A 13,525-nucleotide genomic window follows, 5' to 3' on the forward strand; every position below is an offset into this window, starting at 1 on the left:
CCGTCGATTCAACCTTGGGGGCTGAACCTTCATGGCACGCCGACTTCTCCCCGTCGAGCTCGACTTCGTCGACAGCGCACCGTTGCGGCTCGTGTTCGCCCGTGAGGTGTCGGCGTCCCCGGACGCCGTGTACCGGGCGCTCGCCGAGGACGTCGTCGGGTGGCCCCAGTGGTTCTCCGCGGTGACGCTGGCGCGGCCGATGGACGGCGGGGCGCGGCGGGAGGTCCGGCTCAAGGGCGGGACCCGGTTCCTGGAGACGATCATCGCCGCGGAGCCGGGTGAGGTGTACGCGTACCGGGTCGACGAGACGAATGTGCCGGGGCTCCGGGCGATGGTGGAGGAGTGGCGGATCGAAGGGGTTCCCGGGGGCGGGTCCCGGGTGCGGTGGACGTTCGCCGTGGACGCGCCCGCGGGGGTGCGGGCCGGGATGAAGCTCGGGCGGGCCGGGATGGGGCGGGCGTTCCGGGGGGCCGTGGAGGCGCTCGATCGTCGGCTGGCGTCTACGCCCGCGTGAGGCGTGGTTGACGCCTCGGGGCTCTGCCCCGGACCCCGCTCCTCAATCGCCGGAGGGGCTTGATTTGGGGCGCCGCCCCGAGCCACGCCCCTCAACCACCGCAGGGGCCTGATGTGGGGCGCCGCCCCGAGCCACGCCCCTCAACCACCGCAGGGGCCTGATGTGGGGCGCCGCCCCGAGCCACGCAGCGCCGAGCCACGCACCTCAATCGTCGACGGGGCTTGATCGGGGCCACTCCCCCGTCTCCAGGAGCGTCGCAATCGCATCCGCGTACGGCGTGATGTCCAGGCCCTGGCCCGCCAGCCACTCGTCCGAGTAGTACTTGTCCAGGTAGCGGTCGCCCGGGTCGCACAGGAGCGTCACCACGCTGCCCGTGCGGCCCTCCGCCACCATCTCCGCGACGATCTTGAGGGCGCTCCACAGGCCCGTACCCGTCGAGCCGCCCGCCCTGCGGCCGATGGCCGACTCCAGGGCGCGGACCGCCGCGACGCTCGCCGCGTCGGGGACCTTCATCATGCGGTCGATGGCGCCCGGCACGAAGCTCGGCTCCATGCGGGGGCGGCCGATGCCCTCGATGCGGGAGCCGCAGTCGCTCGTCGCGTCGGGGTTGTCGGTCGTCCAGCCCTCGAAGAAGCAGGAGTTCTCGGGGTCCGCGACGCAGATGCGGGTGTCGTGCTGCATGTAGTGGACGTAGCGGGCGAGCGTCGCAGAGGTGCCGCCGGTGCCGGCCGTGGCGACGATCCAGGCGGGCTCGGGGTAGCGCTCCAGGGCGAGTTGGCGATAGATCGACTCGGCGATGTTGTTGTTCCCGCGCCAGTCCGTGGCCCGCTCGGCGTACGTGAACTGGTCCATGTAGTGGCCGCCGGTGCGCGACGCAAGGGCCGCGGACTCCGCGTACATGGTGCGCGGGTCGTCCACGAAGTGGCACTGGCCACCGTGGAATTCGATCAGGCGGCACTTCTCGGCGCTGGTCGTACGCGGCATCACCGCGATGAAGGGCACGCCGATCAGCTTCGCGAAGTACGCCTCCGAGACCGCCGTCGAGCCACTCGACGCCTCGATGACAGGGCGGTCGGGACGGATCCAGCCATTGCACAGGCCGTAGAGGAAGAGCGAACGGGCCAGGCGGTGCTTGAGGCTGCCCGTGGGGTGGGTCGACTCGTCCTTGAGATAGAGGTCGATGCCCCAGCGCTCGGGGAGCGGGAAGAGCAGCAGGTGCGTGTCGGCCGAGCGGTTGTTGTCCGCCTGTACCTTGCGTACCGCGTCCTTGAGCCATTCACGGTAGCCGGGGTCCGTGTGGTCGACGTCGAGCGTCGGCAGGGGGCCGGACGCCGCGCCCTCGCCCGTGGGCCGACCTTGTTCCGTGGTGCTCACCGATTGGCTCCTTCGCGTCGTGCCCGGACGTCGTTCCGCGCACCGGATCCGGGGCGCCGACGGCGGCCGGACACCACGATCATAAGCACCTTGCGCACGCTTCTCACCTGCATAAATGCATCTTTGAGCGTCTCAAAGGAACGCCTGGGACGGCGGCGGAACACGCGCACGGCACTCCGGGGGAGTCCGGGAACGTACGTGCGAGGGGCGCACTCCGAAGGTGCCCCCAGTGCTTCACAGCGCATCCACATGTGGACTGGTGCTCCTGGCCAGGTGCGTGCAGACTGCACCGCAAACACGCATTCGAGGGGGCGAAACGCCATGGCGGAGCCGGAGTTCACGGCGACGGGCGTGCGCATCGGCCGGCGCCTGCGGTCCCTGACCCGGGCGGGGCAGGTCCGGATCACGGGCGGCAGGCTGGAGTTGCTCACGAGCTACGGGAGCGAGATCGACAGCGCCCCGTTGGGTGAAGTGCGCGCGGGCAGGCCGTGGTTCGGCGCCGAGGACCGGGCGATGGCCGACGTGGACGGGCGGCGTTATCTGCTCCGCCTCGGTGGCCCGGGCGGCGGCGCGGAACCGCCCATGGCCAGCCGGTTCATCGAGGCCGTGCGCGCCGCCACCTCGCGAACCGGATAGCGCCCCGCCCCGCGGCGGACAGCCGGCGAAGTTGCACGCCCACGCCCCCTGGGTCACGCTGGTCACACATCACTACTCAGGGTTTACCGGCGATAACGCTGCGAACCAGCCCGCCGGACACGGAGCGGGCAGTCCTGTCGCAGCGCGGTCGCACCGCCCGATCCGTTTTCGTCTTCTTCCGGACTCACTTTCGGGGAGTCGTAGCCGTGATCAGCCAGCCGAACAGGCATTGCACGGTGGAGCTCCAAGCCCTGCCGTCGCGGATCGGTCAGGTCCGCAGAATCGTATCGGCGCAGTTGCGCTACTGGCATCTCGATCCGTTGATCGAGATGGCCGCGCTCGGTGTCACCGAGCTGTTGACGAACGTCCACCGGCACGCCGAGCCGGACAAGCTCTGCACCGTGGAGATCGAGCTGCTCAGCGGCATGCTCACGGTCTCGGTGCACGACCACGACCCGAGGCTGCCCGAGGTACGGGACGCCGACTCCCTCGCCACCTGCGGCCGCGGCCTCGCGATGATCGCCGCGGTCAGCGAGAGCTGGGGCGTGCGGCCGCACGGCGAGGACGGCAAGGTCGTCTGGTTCGCCCTGCCGGCCCCCGCCCCCGCGATGGCCATCGCCCCGTACCCGGTGTACGCGACGCATCCCGCGCGCCGCACGGACCTGCGCAAGCGCACGGTGTCCCCGCATGCTCCCGCCCGGTCGGCCGTCGCAGGCTGACCGGGCGGTGATCACCGTAGGTACGTCGCTCACTCGGTGGCGATGGCCCGCAGGACGTCCAGGCGTGCCGCCCTGCGCGCCGGGCGCAGCCCCGCGAGGGCGCCGGCGGCGAGCCCGACGAGGGCGACGATCGCCAACTGGGCCGGCGGCAGCGCGAACGCGAACGCGCTGTCGCTCGCCCCGTCGGACGCCTTCACCAGGACCCAGCCGAGGAAGCCGCCGAGCACGAGCCCGCCGGCCGTGCCGAACGCGGCGACGAGCACCGACTCCCAGCGGACCATCGCCCGCAGCTGCCCGCGGGTCTGGCCGACGGCGCGCAGCAGACCCAGCTCACGGGTCCGTTCGTGCACGGCGAGGGTGAGCGTGTTGGCGATGCCGAGCAGTGCGATGACGACGGCCAGGGCCAGCAGCGCGTAGACGAGCGTGAGCATCATGTCGATGCCGGACGCCGAGGACTGCGCATAGGCGTCGCGGGTCTGCACATCCGGATCGCCGTACGCCGCCGCGACCTCCTCGACCGCCTTCGTGCCTTCGGCCGTGGAGACGCCGTCCTTGAAGGTGACGGAGACCAGCCGGTCGGCGTCCTGCGTACGGTGCGGGGCCCAGGCCTCGCGCGAGATCACGTAGTCCCCGGCGAGCTCGGACTGTCCGTAGACGGCGCGGACCGTGAAGGGTTCCTTCGTGCCGTCGGTGAACGTGAGCCGGGCCGTGTCGCCGACCGCGAGATGCCGCTTGTCGGCCTCGGCGCGGGTGATCGCGATGCCGCTCTTGCCGAGGCCGTCCATCGAGCCCCTGACGGTGCCGAGGTCGAAGGACTTGGCGAGCGCGGCCGGGTCGGTGACGGTGAGGGCGCGGCCCTTGCCGTCCACGTCGGCGACGCCGCCGCCGAGGCCGACCGCCGTGGCCACCTCGGGCCGCTCGGCGATCGCGGGCGCGAGCTTCGGGCTGAGTCCGCTGCCGCCCGCGCCGAACGACGGGGTGGAGACGGCGACGTCACCCGCGAAGGAACGGTTCACGGTCTGGTCCATGGTCGCCTTCAGCGAGGCACCGAAGACGGTGAACAAGGAGACCACCGCGACGCCGATCATCAGGGCGCTCGCCGTGGCGGCGGTGCGCTTCGGACTGCGCAGGGCGTTGCGCCGCGCGAGCCCGCCCGTGACGCCGCGCAGCCGGTCGAGGGGTGCGCCGAGCGCCCGTACCGCGGACGTGGACGCGACGGGACCGAGCACGACGAACGACGCGAGGACCAGCACGGCGCCGATGCCCGCGAGCATGATCGAGGGCGACACCAGGACGCCGACGAGGGTCGCGGCGACGGCGGCCGCGCCCAGCACACCACCGATGACGGCGCGGCGCCGCGAGGCACCGGAGTCGTCGACGGCGCTCTCGCGCAGGGCGGCCAGTGGAGCGGTGCGTCCGGCGCGCAGCGCGGGCAGCAGGGCGGAGCCGACGCACACCACGAGGCCGACGGCCAGCGGCAGCAGCATGGACAGCGGGCCGATCACCAAGTCCCCTTCGGGGAACGGGAATCCGATGGCGGGGAACAGGGCCTGGAGCCCGGCCGCGATGCCGATGCCGCCGGCGAGCCCGGCGGCCGATGCCACCACGGCGACGGCGCTCGCCTCGACGAGGGTCGCCCCCGCGATCTGCCGGCGGGCCGCGCCGAGCGCCCTCAACAGGGCGTTCTCACGGGAGCGTTGGGCGACGACGATGGCGAAGGTGTTGTGGATGGAGAAGGTCGCGACGAGCAGGGCGACACCGGAGAACACGAGCAGGAACGTCGTGAACAGGGTGAGGAACTGCCCGGAGATCATGTCGGTGTTCTCCTGCGCCGACTCCTGACCGGTGATGGCCTCGACACCCTGGGGAAGGCGGCCGCTCAGGGAGTCGACGAGCTCCTGCTGACCGACACCGGGTCCCGCCCGCACCTGGATGGTGGACGCCTCCCCCGGCTTCGGGGCGAGGTACTTCTCGGCGTCGGCGCGGGTCATGCCGGTGAAGGTGGTCTGCGCCATGCCGTCCTCGCCACCGAAGGTGGCCAGGCCCACGATGGTGACCTTCACAGGGTCGGGGGTGCGCAGCGTCGTGGTGTCGCCGACCTTCAGGTCGCCGGTCTTCGCCGCGCCGCGGTTGACGACGACTTCGCCGCTCTTGTGCGGGGTGCGTCCCTCGGCGAGCTGGTAGGCGTTGAGCTTCGGGTCGTCGATCCAGTTGCCGGCGAGGGTGGGCGGGCCCTGGCCGCCGATGGGTTCGCCGTGGGCGTCGACGAGCTGCCCCGCGCCCTGGATGTTCGGCGTCGCCGCGGCGACGCCCGGGGCCTTCGCCAGGTCGTCGGCGAGCGAGGCGTCCACCGGGCGGCGGGTTCCCTGGCTCTCGCCGGGGGTGGTGATGACACTGGCGGAGCGCACGACGGCGTCGGTGCCGCTGCTGGCGCCCGCGAACATTGAATCGAAGCTCGCGCGCAGGGTGTCGCCCATGACGAGGGTGCCGGCGAGGAACGCGACGCCGAGCAGGACGGCGCTGAACGTTCCGGCGAAGCGCCGCTTGTGGGTGCGCAGCGAGGTGCGGCTGAGGCGGACGGAGGCGTTCATGATGGTCCGCCTCCCTCGGCCGCGGCGGGTCCGTCGAACGCCTTCATCCGGTCGAGGACCCGCTCCGCGGTCGGCCGTTCCATCCGGTCGACGAGGCGGCCGTCGGCGAGGAAGACGACCTCGTTGGCGTGGGCGGCGGCGACCGGGTCGTGGGTGACCATGACGACGGTGCGCCCGGACTGCCGGGCCGCGTCGCCGAGGAGGCGGAGCACCTCGCCGCCGGAGCGGGAGTCGAGGTTGCCGGTGGGCTCGTCGGCGAAGACGACGTCGGGGCGGCCCGCGAACGCTCGCGCCACGGCGACGCGTTGCTGCTGCCCGCCGGACAGTTCGGCCGGCCGATGGTGCAGCCGGTCGCGCAGTCCGACGACGTCGACGAGCGCGTCGAGCCACTCGTGGTCGGGGCGTTCGCCCGCGAGGTCGATCGGCAGCGTGATGTTCTCGGCGACGCTCAGCGTCGGGACGAGGTTGAACGCCTGGAACACGAACCCCACGCGGTCGCGCCGCAGCAGCGTCAGACGTCGGTCGTCGAGGGAGCCGAGGTCGGTGTCACCGATGTACGCGGCGCCCTCAGTGAGGGTGTCGAGGCCCGCGGCGCAGTGCATCAGGGTCGACTTCCCGGAGCCGGACGGGCCCATGATCGCGGTGAACCGTCCGGCGCGGAAGCCGACGCTCACGCCGTCGAGGGCGCGGACGGCGGTGTCACCGGAGCCGTAGACCTTGACGGCGTTGTCCACGCGCGCCGCGAGGGCGGTGGGGGTGAGCGTCGTGGCGGTGCTCATGACGCGCCGCCCTTCGCCTTGCCGTCGGTGCCGTACTGGCCGTAGGTGCTGTAGTGGCCGAACTCCTCGTTCAGTACGGTCAGTCGGCGCCAGTACTCGTCCTCGTCGATCTCACCGGCGGCGAAGCGGCGGCCGAGCACGGCGATCGGCGAGTGCTCGTCGAGGCGGGGGCCGCCGGGGCGCCACGGTCCGCGCCGGCCGCGCCAGACGGTGCGGCGCAGCAGGGTGACGGCGCCCACGACGACCGCTGCCCAGATCAGCGGGAAGAACAGGATCCAGGGGCCGGGGCCGTTGCCGGGTCCGAAGTCCGCGAGGGTCTGCATCCGACTCATCTCCTCTTGTTGCGGTGGCGCCCGGGCGGTGTGCCGGGGTGTCCACGTGTGGTGATGACTCGAGCGTCCCGCCGGGAGGGGGTCCGGGTCGTCGTACGGCCAGCGGCACTGTGCGTACCTCCCTGGGAGTACGTGAGGGGGTTGGGGCTGCTCCCTGGAGCCCGGCCGACCCTGGTGTGTGTCAGGGGCCGGGTCAGGGGTGGCTCCAGGGCGGCCCTCATGTGCGCGGGGCGTCGCGGGCCGGAGGATCGGTCCGTGACCACTTCGCGACGAGACACCCTCAGCCGACGGCTCGGCCTCAGCCTGCGGCTCACTCACGGCCGGTCCGGCGCGTCCGGCCGGTTACTCGCGCCTGCGGTGTGGACCGTCGTGGTCGTGGCCATGCTGGCGGCGCTGCTGACCCCCAGGGACACCGACCCGGGTCTGAGTCAACTCTCGCTCACCGTCAGCGACTTCGCGGCACTGGACCGCGGCGGGCCGATCGAGACCGCCATGGCCTCGCTCGGTCTCGTCTCGCTGTTGCTCCTCGCGGTGGCGCGGAGACGGCTCCCGGCCGTGCGCGGGCTGCCGTCCGTGCTGCTGGCGGTCTGGGGTGCGGGGCTCGTGCTCGCGGCCGTGGTGCCGACGGATCCGCTCACCACGCAGCTGACCGGTTCGGCGTATGTGCACCGCTACGCGTCCGTCGCGGCGTTCGCGGCGCTGCCTGCGGCCTGTCTCGTCCTGGCGGGGCGGCTCGGCTCCGCGGCGGGGCGCACCGTGCGGTGGCTGCGTGTGCTGTCGCTGCTCGCGGTGGCCGGGGCGGGGGTGATGGCGTATTCGGCGGGGCCGGGCGGCCGGGAGCTGATCGGGCTGGTGGAGCGGGTGATGCTGGGGTGCGAGGTGATCATGCTGGGGGTGCTCGGGCGGTACGTGCAGCGCATGGCCTCCGCAGGTCGCCGCAGGGACCACGGGGGCGACACATTGCCCCTGTAACTACCGGTACGTATGGACGTATGGTGCCCTCATGGCCACCACCACCCAGGATCGACTGATCGAAGCCACCCGCGAGCTCCTGTGGGAGCGCGGCTACGTGGGCACCAGCCCGAAGGCGATCCTGGGGCGCGCCGGGGTCGGCCAGGGCAGCATGTACCACCACTTCACCGGGAAACAGGACCTGGCGCTCGCCGCGATCCGGCGCAGCGGGGACGAGATGCGGACACTGGTCGACCGGGTGCTCGGCGGAGGCGGGCCGGCGCGCGAGCGGATCGCTGCGTATCTGCTGCGCGAGCGCGAAGTGCTGCGCGGCTGCCCCGTGGGCCGGCTGACGATGGACCCGGACGTGATCGCCGCGGACGAGCTGCGGGCGCCGGTGGACGAGACGATCGCGTACGTCGAGAGTCGCGTCGCCGCGGTCGTCCAAGAGGGCGTGGACAGCGGCGAGTTGGCGGCGCACCTGATGCCGCGCGACATCGCGGCGGCCGTCGTGGCGACGATGCAGGGCGGTTACGTCCTGGCGCGGGCGTCGGGCGACACGGGAGCGTTCGACGCGGGCGTGCGGGGGCTGTTGGCGCTCCTGGCCGCCGCCGCACCGGTCGACACGGGCCCGTGAGCGGGGCGGCGGCCGTCGTAGGGAACACGGTGCCGGGGCGGGCCGTGGTGTGCATGCTGGGCATCGGTCTCGCGAGGGGGCACCATACGGTGCGAACGGAGCCGGTCGTGGAGGCCGTCGGCGTCAGCCCCCGCTGAGCGCCCCCAGCGGGTCGTCCAGGACCGGTTGCCAGGCCAACTCCGCCGCGCCCACCAGGCTGTTGTGGTCCAGCGTCGACGCCAGGATCGGGACGCTGCCGCTGCGGCCCCACAGGCTGCGGTCCGCCACGACGGCCCGCAGCCGCTCGGGGTCGGCGTCGAGGAGGGTGCGGTGGAGGCCGCCGAGGACGATGCGGTCCGGGTTGAGGATGTTGACCAGGCCGGCGAGGCCGAGGCCCAGACGGTCGATCAGCGCCTCGGTCGCCGCGCGGACGGCCGGGTCGTCCTTCGCCTCGGCCAGCAGGTCGCGGGCCTGGGAGAGCAGCGAGCCACCGGGGTCGGGGGCGCGGCCCGCCGCCGTGAGGAAGGCGAGCGGGTCGGCCTCGACGTCCAGGCAGCCGCGGCTCCCGCAGTGGCAGGGGCGGCCCTCGGGGTTCACCGTGAGGTGGCCGACCTCGAGGGCCAGGCCCGAGCTGCCGGTGTGCAGGTGGCCGTCGAGGACCAGGGCGCCGCCCACTCCGCGGTGGCCGGTCGCCACCAGCAGCAGGTCACGGGCGCCGCGTCCCGCGCCGTGGCGGTGCTCGGCGAGCGCGCCCAGGTTGACGTCGTTGGCCGCGAACGCCGGGATGTCCAGGCCCGCTTCGCGTACGCAGTCGGTGAAGATCTGCCGCACCGGGGCGCCCACCGGCCAGGCCAGGTGGAGGGGGTTGAGGGCCGTGCCGTCGGGTTCCGCGACCGCGGAGGGGACCGCGAGGCCCGCGCCCACGCAGCGTCGCCCCGTCGAATCGAGGAGTCGGACGCCCGCCTCCACCACCGAACGCAGTACGTCCGCCGGGTCCGGGTCGATGATCTCGCAGCCCGGCGTGGTGGCGACGATGCCGCCGCCGAGGCCGACGAGCGCCGCCCGGTAGCCGTCGGAATGGACCTGTGCCGCCAGCGCCACCGGTCCTTCGTCGGCGACCGAGAGACGGTGCGAGGGGCGGCCCTGGGAGCCGGAGGCCGCGCTGGGCTTCGCGTCGATGCGGATGAGGCCGAGCGCCTCCAGCTCCGCGGCGACGGCGCCCGCGGTCGCGCGGGTCACACCGAGTTCGGCGGTCAGCACGGCGCGGGTGGGAGCCCGCCCGGTGTGGACGAGTTCGAGCGCCGGGCCGAGTGCGCTGCGCCCCCGCTCAAGACGTGGTGGCCGCCCCGCCGTATCGCCCGCCGTGTGGCCCCCGGCCCCGGAGGCCGCCTTGCCGCCGCCCATCAGCAACTCCTCGCCCTGATCACGCTCAGGAATGGTAGCCGGTGAACGCCCCGCGGCCGATCCGCACGCCCACCTTCCCTACAGGCCACTGACCCGCAACGTGATGTTGAGCCGCCCGCTCAGGCCGAGCCCCGGCGGCGCCGTCCCCGGCTCGGTCCTCGGCACCCCGTGGTACGCGAACCGGGACGCGCCGCCGAACACGAACAGGTCCCCGCTGCGCAGCTCGACGTCCGTGTACGGCTTCGTCCGGGTCTCGGTGTTGCCGAACCGGAAGACGCAGGTGTCACCGAGGCTGAGGGACACCACCGGCGCCGTCGACTTCTCGTCGCGGTCCTTGTGCATGCCCATGTGGGCGTCGGTGTCGTAGTAGTTGATCAGGGCGATGTCGTACGGCTCGGTGGTGTGTCCCTCGCCGTAGGCCGCCGCGACGGCGCGCCGGCCGAGCGTCTCCAGCTCCCGCGGCATGGCCTTCACCGTCTCGCCGTCGCCGTCGACCGCGGTGCGCGCGTACCCGTACGGGAACCAGTGCCAGCCGAGACCGAACTGCCGCACGCTCATCGTGCCCCCGCCCGGCAGCCGCACCGCCCGCAGTCCCGCGGGCGGCCGCGCCCACACCCGACACAGCTCGACCAGGCCCCGCTGCTCTCCCTCATCGAGCCAGTCGGGAACGTGGACGGCACCGGGCGCGACCTCCACGCGGTCGCGGGCGAACAGTTCGTTCATGGGTCCAGTGTTCCCGATGACACCTGGCCCGGTGACTCGGCCCTGGCCCGGTGCCCCGGCGGACGCCTCAGTACGGCCGGAGCCGGTCCTTCGGCGCCGTCTTCCCCGGTCGTGCGCTCGTGGTCTTCGGGTACGAGACGTGGTCCGGGTCGCCGTCGGACGTGTAGCGCGCGAGCTTTCCGGCGGACAGTTGGTCGAGCCAGTGCGTGGAGCTGTAGTTCGCGTCCTTGCCCTTGGCGGGGGCCGAGCGGATGCGGGGGATCGCGGCCGGGTCGAAGGAGTCGGCGTACGGGGAGGGGGCCGGGTTCGCACCGACGAGGTAGACGCCGCGGTTCTTGTACGCCGTTCCGGACGCGCTGCCGGTCAGGGCGAGGTCGGCGGGTTCGGGCTGGATGCCGTACGGGAGGGCGAGGGAGCGGACGTCCGTGCCGGGGACGTCGCGTTCGATGGAGCGCTGGCCGTCGGCGATCTGGGCGCGCGCCTTGGCGGTGCCGCTCTGCGCGAGGTTCGCGTGGTCGAGGGTGTGGTTGCCGATCTCGAAGCCGTTCTTCTTCAGCCAGGTCAGGGCCTTCTTCTGGCCGGTGGCGGCGAAGGCGTCGCCGTTCACGAAGAGGGTGGCGCGGGCCGGGAAGCGGGGGTGTTCGCGGGCGACGTCGCGCAGGACACCGATCGCGGAGTTCTTGGTGGGTTCGCCGTCGGCGCCGAGGCGGAGCTGGCTGTCCGTGGAGTCGTCGAAGGTGAGGACGACCGGGTGGGCGCCGGCCGGGATGTCGATCTTTCCGGTTTCGAAGTCGCCCGCGGTCACGGGCACGTACCCCTCGCGCACCAGGCGTTCCAGTTCGGTGCGGAGGTCCTTAGGGGTCCGGTCGTACGCGCTCTTCGGGTGCTCGAGGATCTGGTGGTACATGAGCACCGGCACGGCGCCCAGCTCGTTGGCGCGCACCTTGTCGGGCGCCGGAGGTTTGGCCGGTTTCGCTGCCCCGGAAGAGTGTCCCGAGGTCGGGGAACGGGAAGCCTGCCGGTCACCGGCGGACTCAGGGGGCTTGGCCCCGTCATTCGGCGCATCGCTCCCGGTCCCGCCACAGGAGACAGCGGCCATCACAAGGACCAGAGCGGTTACGGCAGTTGTGCCGACACGATGAAGACGATGAAGACGGCGCACACGAAGAGGACGCAGTAGACCACGACGCACGAGACCTCCTGGAGGATCTGCTGATGCGGCTCGACTGGAAGAACTGGCTCCGCTCCCCCACCTCCCGCACATCCGGTTCCGCTTCCGACCCCGGCGCCAGTGCTTCCCCGGCGGGCTTCCCGCACAGACGGCCGGTCATCCTCGCCTGCGTACTGCTCGCACTGGTTCTCGCCATAGGCGGCACACTCTCGCTACGTGCCGCGCACGGAACCACCCTGAACCTCGTCGGCCTGCCGAACGACGGCACATTGGGCGCGCGGGTCCTGCGCACGGGCGGGTTCGAGATCACCGGCGCCGAGGGCGACGAGCTCAAGGGCACCAAGGTCACCCTCGACGGCAAGCCCCTGCGGACGCGGGCCGCGCACGGCAGCGCGGGACCCCTTTCCGTCGGCCTGGGTGACATCAAGGACGGCACTCACGAACTGCGGGTCACGCACCCCGGTTCCTGGCCCACCGGAGACACCGAGGTCGTCCGAAAACTGACGGTCGACACCGAGGCACCCCGCCTCAAGGTGGCCGACACCAAGGCGGACGGCTTCCGCGAACCCGTCACCGTCAGGGGTACGGCGGACGGCGCGCAGCAGGTCACCGTCGCGGGGCGCACCGCGAAGCCCGCGAAGGACGGCGCCTTCGCCGTCCGGCTCCCGCGCCCACCGGGGCGTGCGACGGTCACCGCGACCGACGCCGCGGGCAACACCGCCCGCCACGAGGCCGAACTCACAGTGCACCGGCCACTGTTGAAGGCCGTGCACGTCAGCGCCCAGGGCTGGGCCTCCGACGCGCTGCGCAAGCCGGTCATGAGGATGCTGAAGCAGAAGAAGATCAACGCCGTGCAGCTCGACATCAAGGACGAGCTGGGCGAGATCGGATACGCCTCGAAGGTGCCGCTCGCCAAGAGCGTCGGCGCCGCCAAGGGGTACTACGACGCAAGGAAGGCCATCAAGGAGATCCACGCCGCGGGCGGCACGGTCGTCGGCCGCATCGTCGCCTTCCGCGACCCGATCCTCGCCACCAAATCGTGGAAGTCCGGGCACCGCGACCGCGTGGTGCGCGCCCCGGGCGGGGGTGCCTACAACGGCGGCAGCTACGGCCAGTTGTCGTTCACCAACTTCGCGAACAAGGAGGTCAGGAAGTACAACATCGACCTGTCCGCGGAGGCCGCGAAGCTCGGCTTCGACGACATCCTCTACGACTACATCCGCCGCCCCGACGGCCCGATGAGCAAGATGTCCTTCCCGGGCCTCGGTGACACCACGCCCGAGCGGTCCGTCGCCGATGTCGTCGGCGAGACCCGCGCCGCCGTGCGCAAGTACGACGCGTTCCTCGGTGTCTCGGTGTTCGGCATCGCCGTCGACCGGCCGAAGGAGATCGCCCAGGACGTCGGCCTGCTCGCGCAGGAGGCCGACTACATCTCGCCGATGATCTACCCATCGCACTGGGCGAAGGGCGAGTACGGCGTCTCCGACCCCAACTCCCATCCGTACCCGATCACCAAGCGCTCCCTCGCCGCCTTCGCGAAGAAGACCCGGCACACCGACGCGCAGATCGTCCCCTGGATCCAGGACTTCTCCCTCGGTGTCTCCTACGGCGACAAGGAGGTCCGCGCCCAGCTCGACGCGGCCCGCTCCGACGGCATCAAGGGATTCCTGCTGTGGAACCCGGGGGTTCAGTACCACGCGGGGGCGCTGGACTGA

Annotated in this window: 13 protein-coding genes; 6 read left to right on the forward strand and 7 right to left on the reverse strand. The window is 72.2% G+C overall.

Translation table 11 applies throughout. The features are described from left to right. The first annotated feature begins 31 nt into the window (after positions 1 to 31). Positions 32 to 514, forward strand: coding sequence for an SRPBCC family protein (locus ACIA8D_RS27270; protein ID WP_399236275.1), 483 nt, complete (start codon positions 32 to 34; stop codon positions 512 to 514). Positions 515 to 718: 204 nt separating this feature from the next. On the opposite strand, the gene ACIA8D_RS27275 is transcribed toward ACIA8D_RS27270, so the two are convergent. Beyond that, a complete protein-coding gene (locus tag ACIA8D_RS27275) occupies positions 719 to 1,888 on the reverse strand; it encodes a PLP-dependent cysteine synthase family protein (protein ID WP_399236276.1) in 1,170 nt (389 codons plus the stop codon). Between the two features lie 321 nt (positions 1,889 to 2,209). Between ACIA8D_RS27275 and ACIA8D_RS27280 the strand changes: the two genes are divergently transcribed. Together ACIA8D_RS27280 and ACIA8D_RS27285 are read left to right on the forward strand one after the other, a co-directional pair. Continuing rightward, positions 2,210 to 2,524 (forward strand): hypothetical protein, encoded by a 315-nt coding sequence (locus ACIA8D_RS27280; RefSeq protein ID WP_399236279.1) that lies wholly within the window; start codon positions 2,210 to 2,212, stop codon positions 2,522 to 2,524. Between the two features lie 206 nt (positions 2,525 to 2,730). Continuing rightward, positions 2,731 to 3,243: an ATP-binding protein gene (locus tag ACIA8D_RS27285; RefSeq protein ID WP_399236281.1), complete on the forward strand. Its 513-nt coding sequence runs from the start codon at positions 2,731 to 2,733 to the stop codon at positions 3,241 to 3,243. 29 nt (positions 3,244 to 3,272) lie between these two features. Here the strand turns inward: ACIA8D_RS27285 and ACIA8D_RS27290 are convergent, their stop codons facing one another. From ACIA8D_RS27290 to ACIA8D_RS27300, 3 genes are read right to left on the reverse strand one after another with little or no spacing between them, the layout of a single operon-like run. Then, complete coding sequence (locus ACIA8D_RS27290; protein ID WP_399236283.1) at positions 3,273 to 5,834, reverse strand: ABC transporter permease; 2,562 nt, start codon at positions 5,832 to 5,834, stop codon at positions 3,273 to 3,275. Further along, positions 5,831 to 6,613 carry an ABC transporter ATP-binding protein gene (locus ACIA8D_RS27295; protein ID WP_399236285.1) on the reverse strand — a complete coding sequence of 261 codons (783 nt, stop codon included), beginning with the start codon at positions 6,611 to 6,613 and terminating at the stop codon, positions 5,831 to 5,833. Before ACIA8D_RS27295 ends, ACIA8D_RS27290 begins: the two co-directional genes overlap by 4 nt. Then, the gene (locus ACIA8D_RS27300) at positions 6,610 to 6,936 is read right to left on the reverse strand and encodes an SHOCT domain-containing protein (RefSeq protein WP_399236287.1); all 327 of its coding nucleotides are present in this window, start codon (positions 6,934 to 6,936) and stop codon (positions 6,610 to 6,612) included. The genes ACIA8D_RS27295 and ACIA8D_RS27300 overlap by 4 nt, the downstream gene beginning before the upstream one ends. 264 nt (positions 6,937 to 7,200) lie before the next feature. Here ACIA8D_RS27300 and ACIA8D_RS27305 point away from each other — a divergent pair, with 264 nt between their 5' ends. Beyond that, positions 7,201 to 7,917 carry a DUF998 domain-containing protein gene (locus tag ACIA8D_RS27305; RefSeq protein ID WP_399236289.1) on the forward strand — a complete coding sequence of 239 codons (717 nt, stop codon included), beginning with the start codon at positions 7,201 to 7,203 and terminating at the stop codon, positions 7,915 to 7,917. A 31-nt stretch (positions 7,918 to 7,948) separates the two neighbouring features. Then, positions 7,949 to 8,533 (forward strand): TetR/AcrR family transcriptional regulator, encoded by a 585-nt coding sequence (locus ACIA8D_RS27310; RefSeq protein ID WP_399236291.1) that lies wholly within the window; start codon positions 7,949 to 7,951, stop codon positions 8,531 to 8,533. A 123-nt stretch (positions 8,534 to 8,656) separates the two neighbouring features. Here the strand turns inward: ACIA8D_RS27310 and ACIA8D_RS27315 are convergent, their stop codons facing one another. From ACIA8D_RS27315 to ACIA8D_RS27325, 3 genes are all read right to left on the reverse strand, one after another. Continuing rightward, positions 8,657 to 9,916: an ROK family protein gene (locus ACIA8D_RS27315; RefSeq protein WP_399236293.1), complete on the reverse strand. Its 1,260-nt coding sequence runs from the start codon at positions 9,914 to 9,916 to the stop codon at positions 8,657 to 8,659. Between the two features lie 78 nt (positions 9,917 to 9,994). After that, positions 9,995 to 10,639 (reverse strand): alpha-ketoglutarate-dependent dioxygenase AlkB family protein, encoded by a 645-nt coding sequence (locus ACIA8D_RS27320; protein WP_399236296.1) that lies wholly within the window; start codon positions 10,637 to 10,639, stop codon positions 9,995 to 9,997. 67 nt (positions 10,640 to 10,706) lie between these two features. Continuing rightward, a complete protein-coding gene (locus ACIA8D_RS27325; RefSeq protein WP_399236298.1) occupies positions 10,707 to 11,582 on the reverse strand; it encodes a polysaccharide deacetylase family protein in 876 nt (291 codons plus the stop codon). A 272-nt stretch (positions 11,583 to 11,854) separates the two neighbouring features. On the opposite strand from ACIA8D_RS27325, the gene ACIA8D_RS27330 reads away from it, so the two are divergent. After that, a complete protein-coding gene (locus tag ACIA8D_RS27330; RefSeq protein WP_399236300.1) occupies positions 11,855 to 13,525 on the forward strand; it encodes a putative glycoside hydrolase in 1,671 nt (556 codons plus the stop codon).

It is taken from the genome of Streptomyces sp. NPDC051684 (genome assembly GCF_044453445.1).
In the GTDB taxonomy this organism is placed as follows: Bacteria; Actinomycetota; Actinomycetes; order Streptomycetales; family Streptomycetaceae; genus Streptomyces.

What these genes read in the sequence shown, in the direction of transcription:
- ACIA8D_RS27270 (WP_399236275.1), top strand. Translation starts at nt 32, where the DNA reads ATGGCACGCCGACTTCTCCCCGTCGAGCTCGACTTCGTCGACAGCGCA.
- ACIA8D_RS27280 (WP_399236279.1), top strand. Translation starts at nt 2,210, where the DNA reads ATGGCGGAGCCGGAGTTCACGGCGACGGGCGTGCGCATCGGCCGGCGC.
- ACIA8D_RS27290 (WP_399236283.1), bottom strand. Translation starts at nt 5,834, where the DNA reads ATGAACGCCTCCGTCCGCCTCAGCCGCACCTCGCTGCGCACCCACAAG.
- ACIA8D_RS27295 (WP_399236285.1), bottom strand. Translation starts at nt 6,613, where the DNA reads ATGAGCACCGCCACGACGCTCACCCCCACCGCCCTCGCGGCGCGCGTG.
- ACIA8D_RS27300 (WP_399236287.1), bottom strand. Translation starts at nt 6,936, where the DNA reads ATGCAGACCCTCGCGGACTTCGGACCCGGCAACGGCCCCGGCCCCTGG.
- ACIA8D_RS27310 (WP_399236291.1), top strand. Translation starts at nt 7,949, where the DNA reads ATGGCCACCACCACCCAGGATCGACTGATCGAAGCCACCCGCGAGCTC.
- ACIA8D_RS27315 (WP_399236293.1), bottom strand. Translation starts at nt 9,916, where the DNA reads ATGGGCGGCGGCAAGGCGGCCTCCGGGGCCGGGGGCCACACGGCGGGC.
- ACIA8D_RS27320 (WP_399236296.1), bottom strand. Translation starts at nt 10,639, where the DNA reads ATGAACGAACTGTTCGCCCGCGACCGCGTGGAGGTCGCGCCCGGTGCC.
- ACIA8D_RS27330 (WP_399236300.1), top strand. Translation starts at nt 11,855, where the DNA reads ATGCGGCTCGACTGGAAGAACTGGCTCCGCTCCCCCACCTCCCGCACA.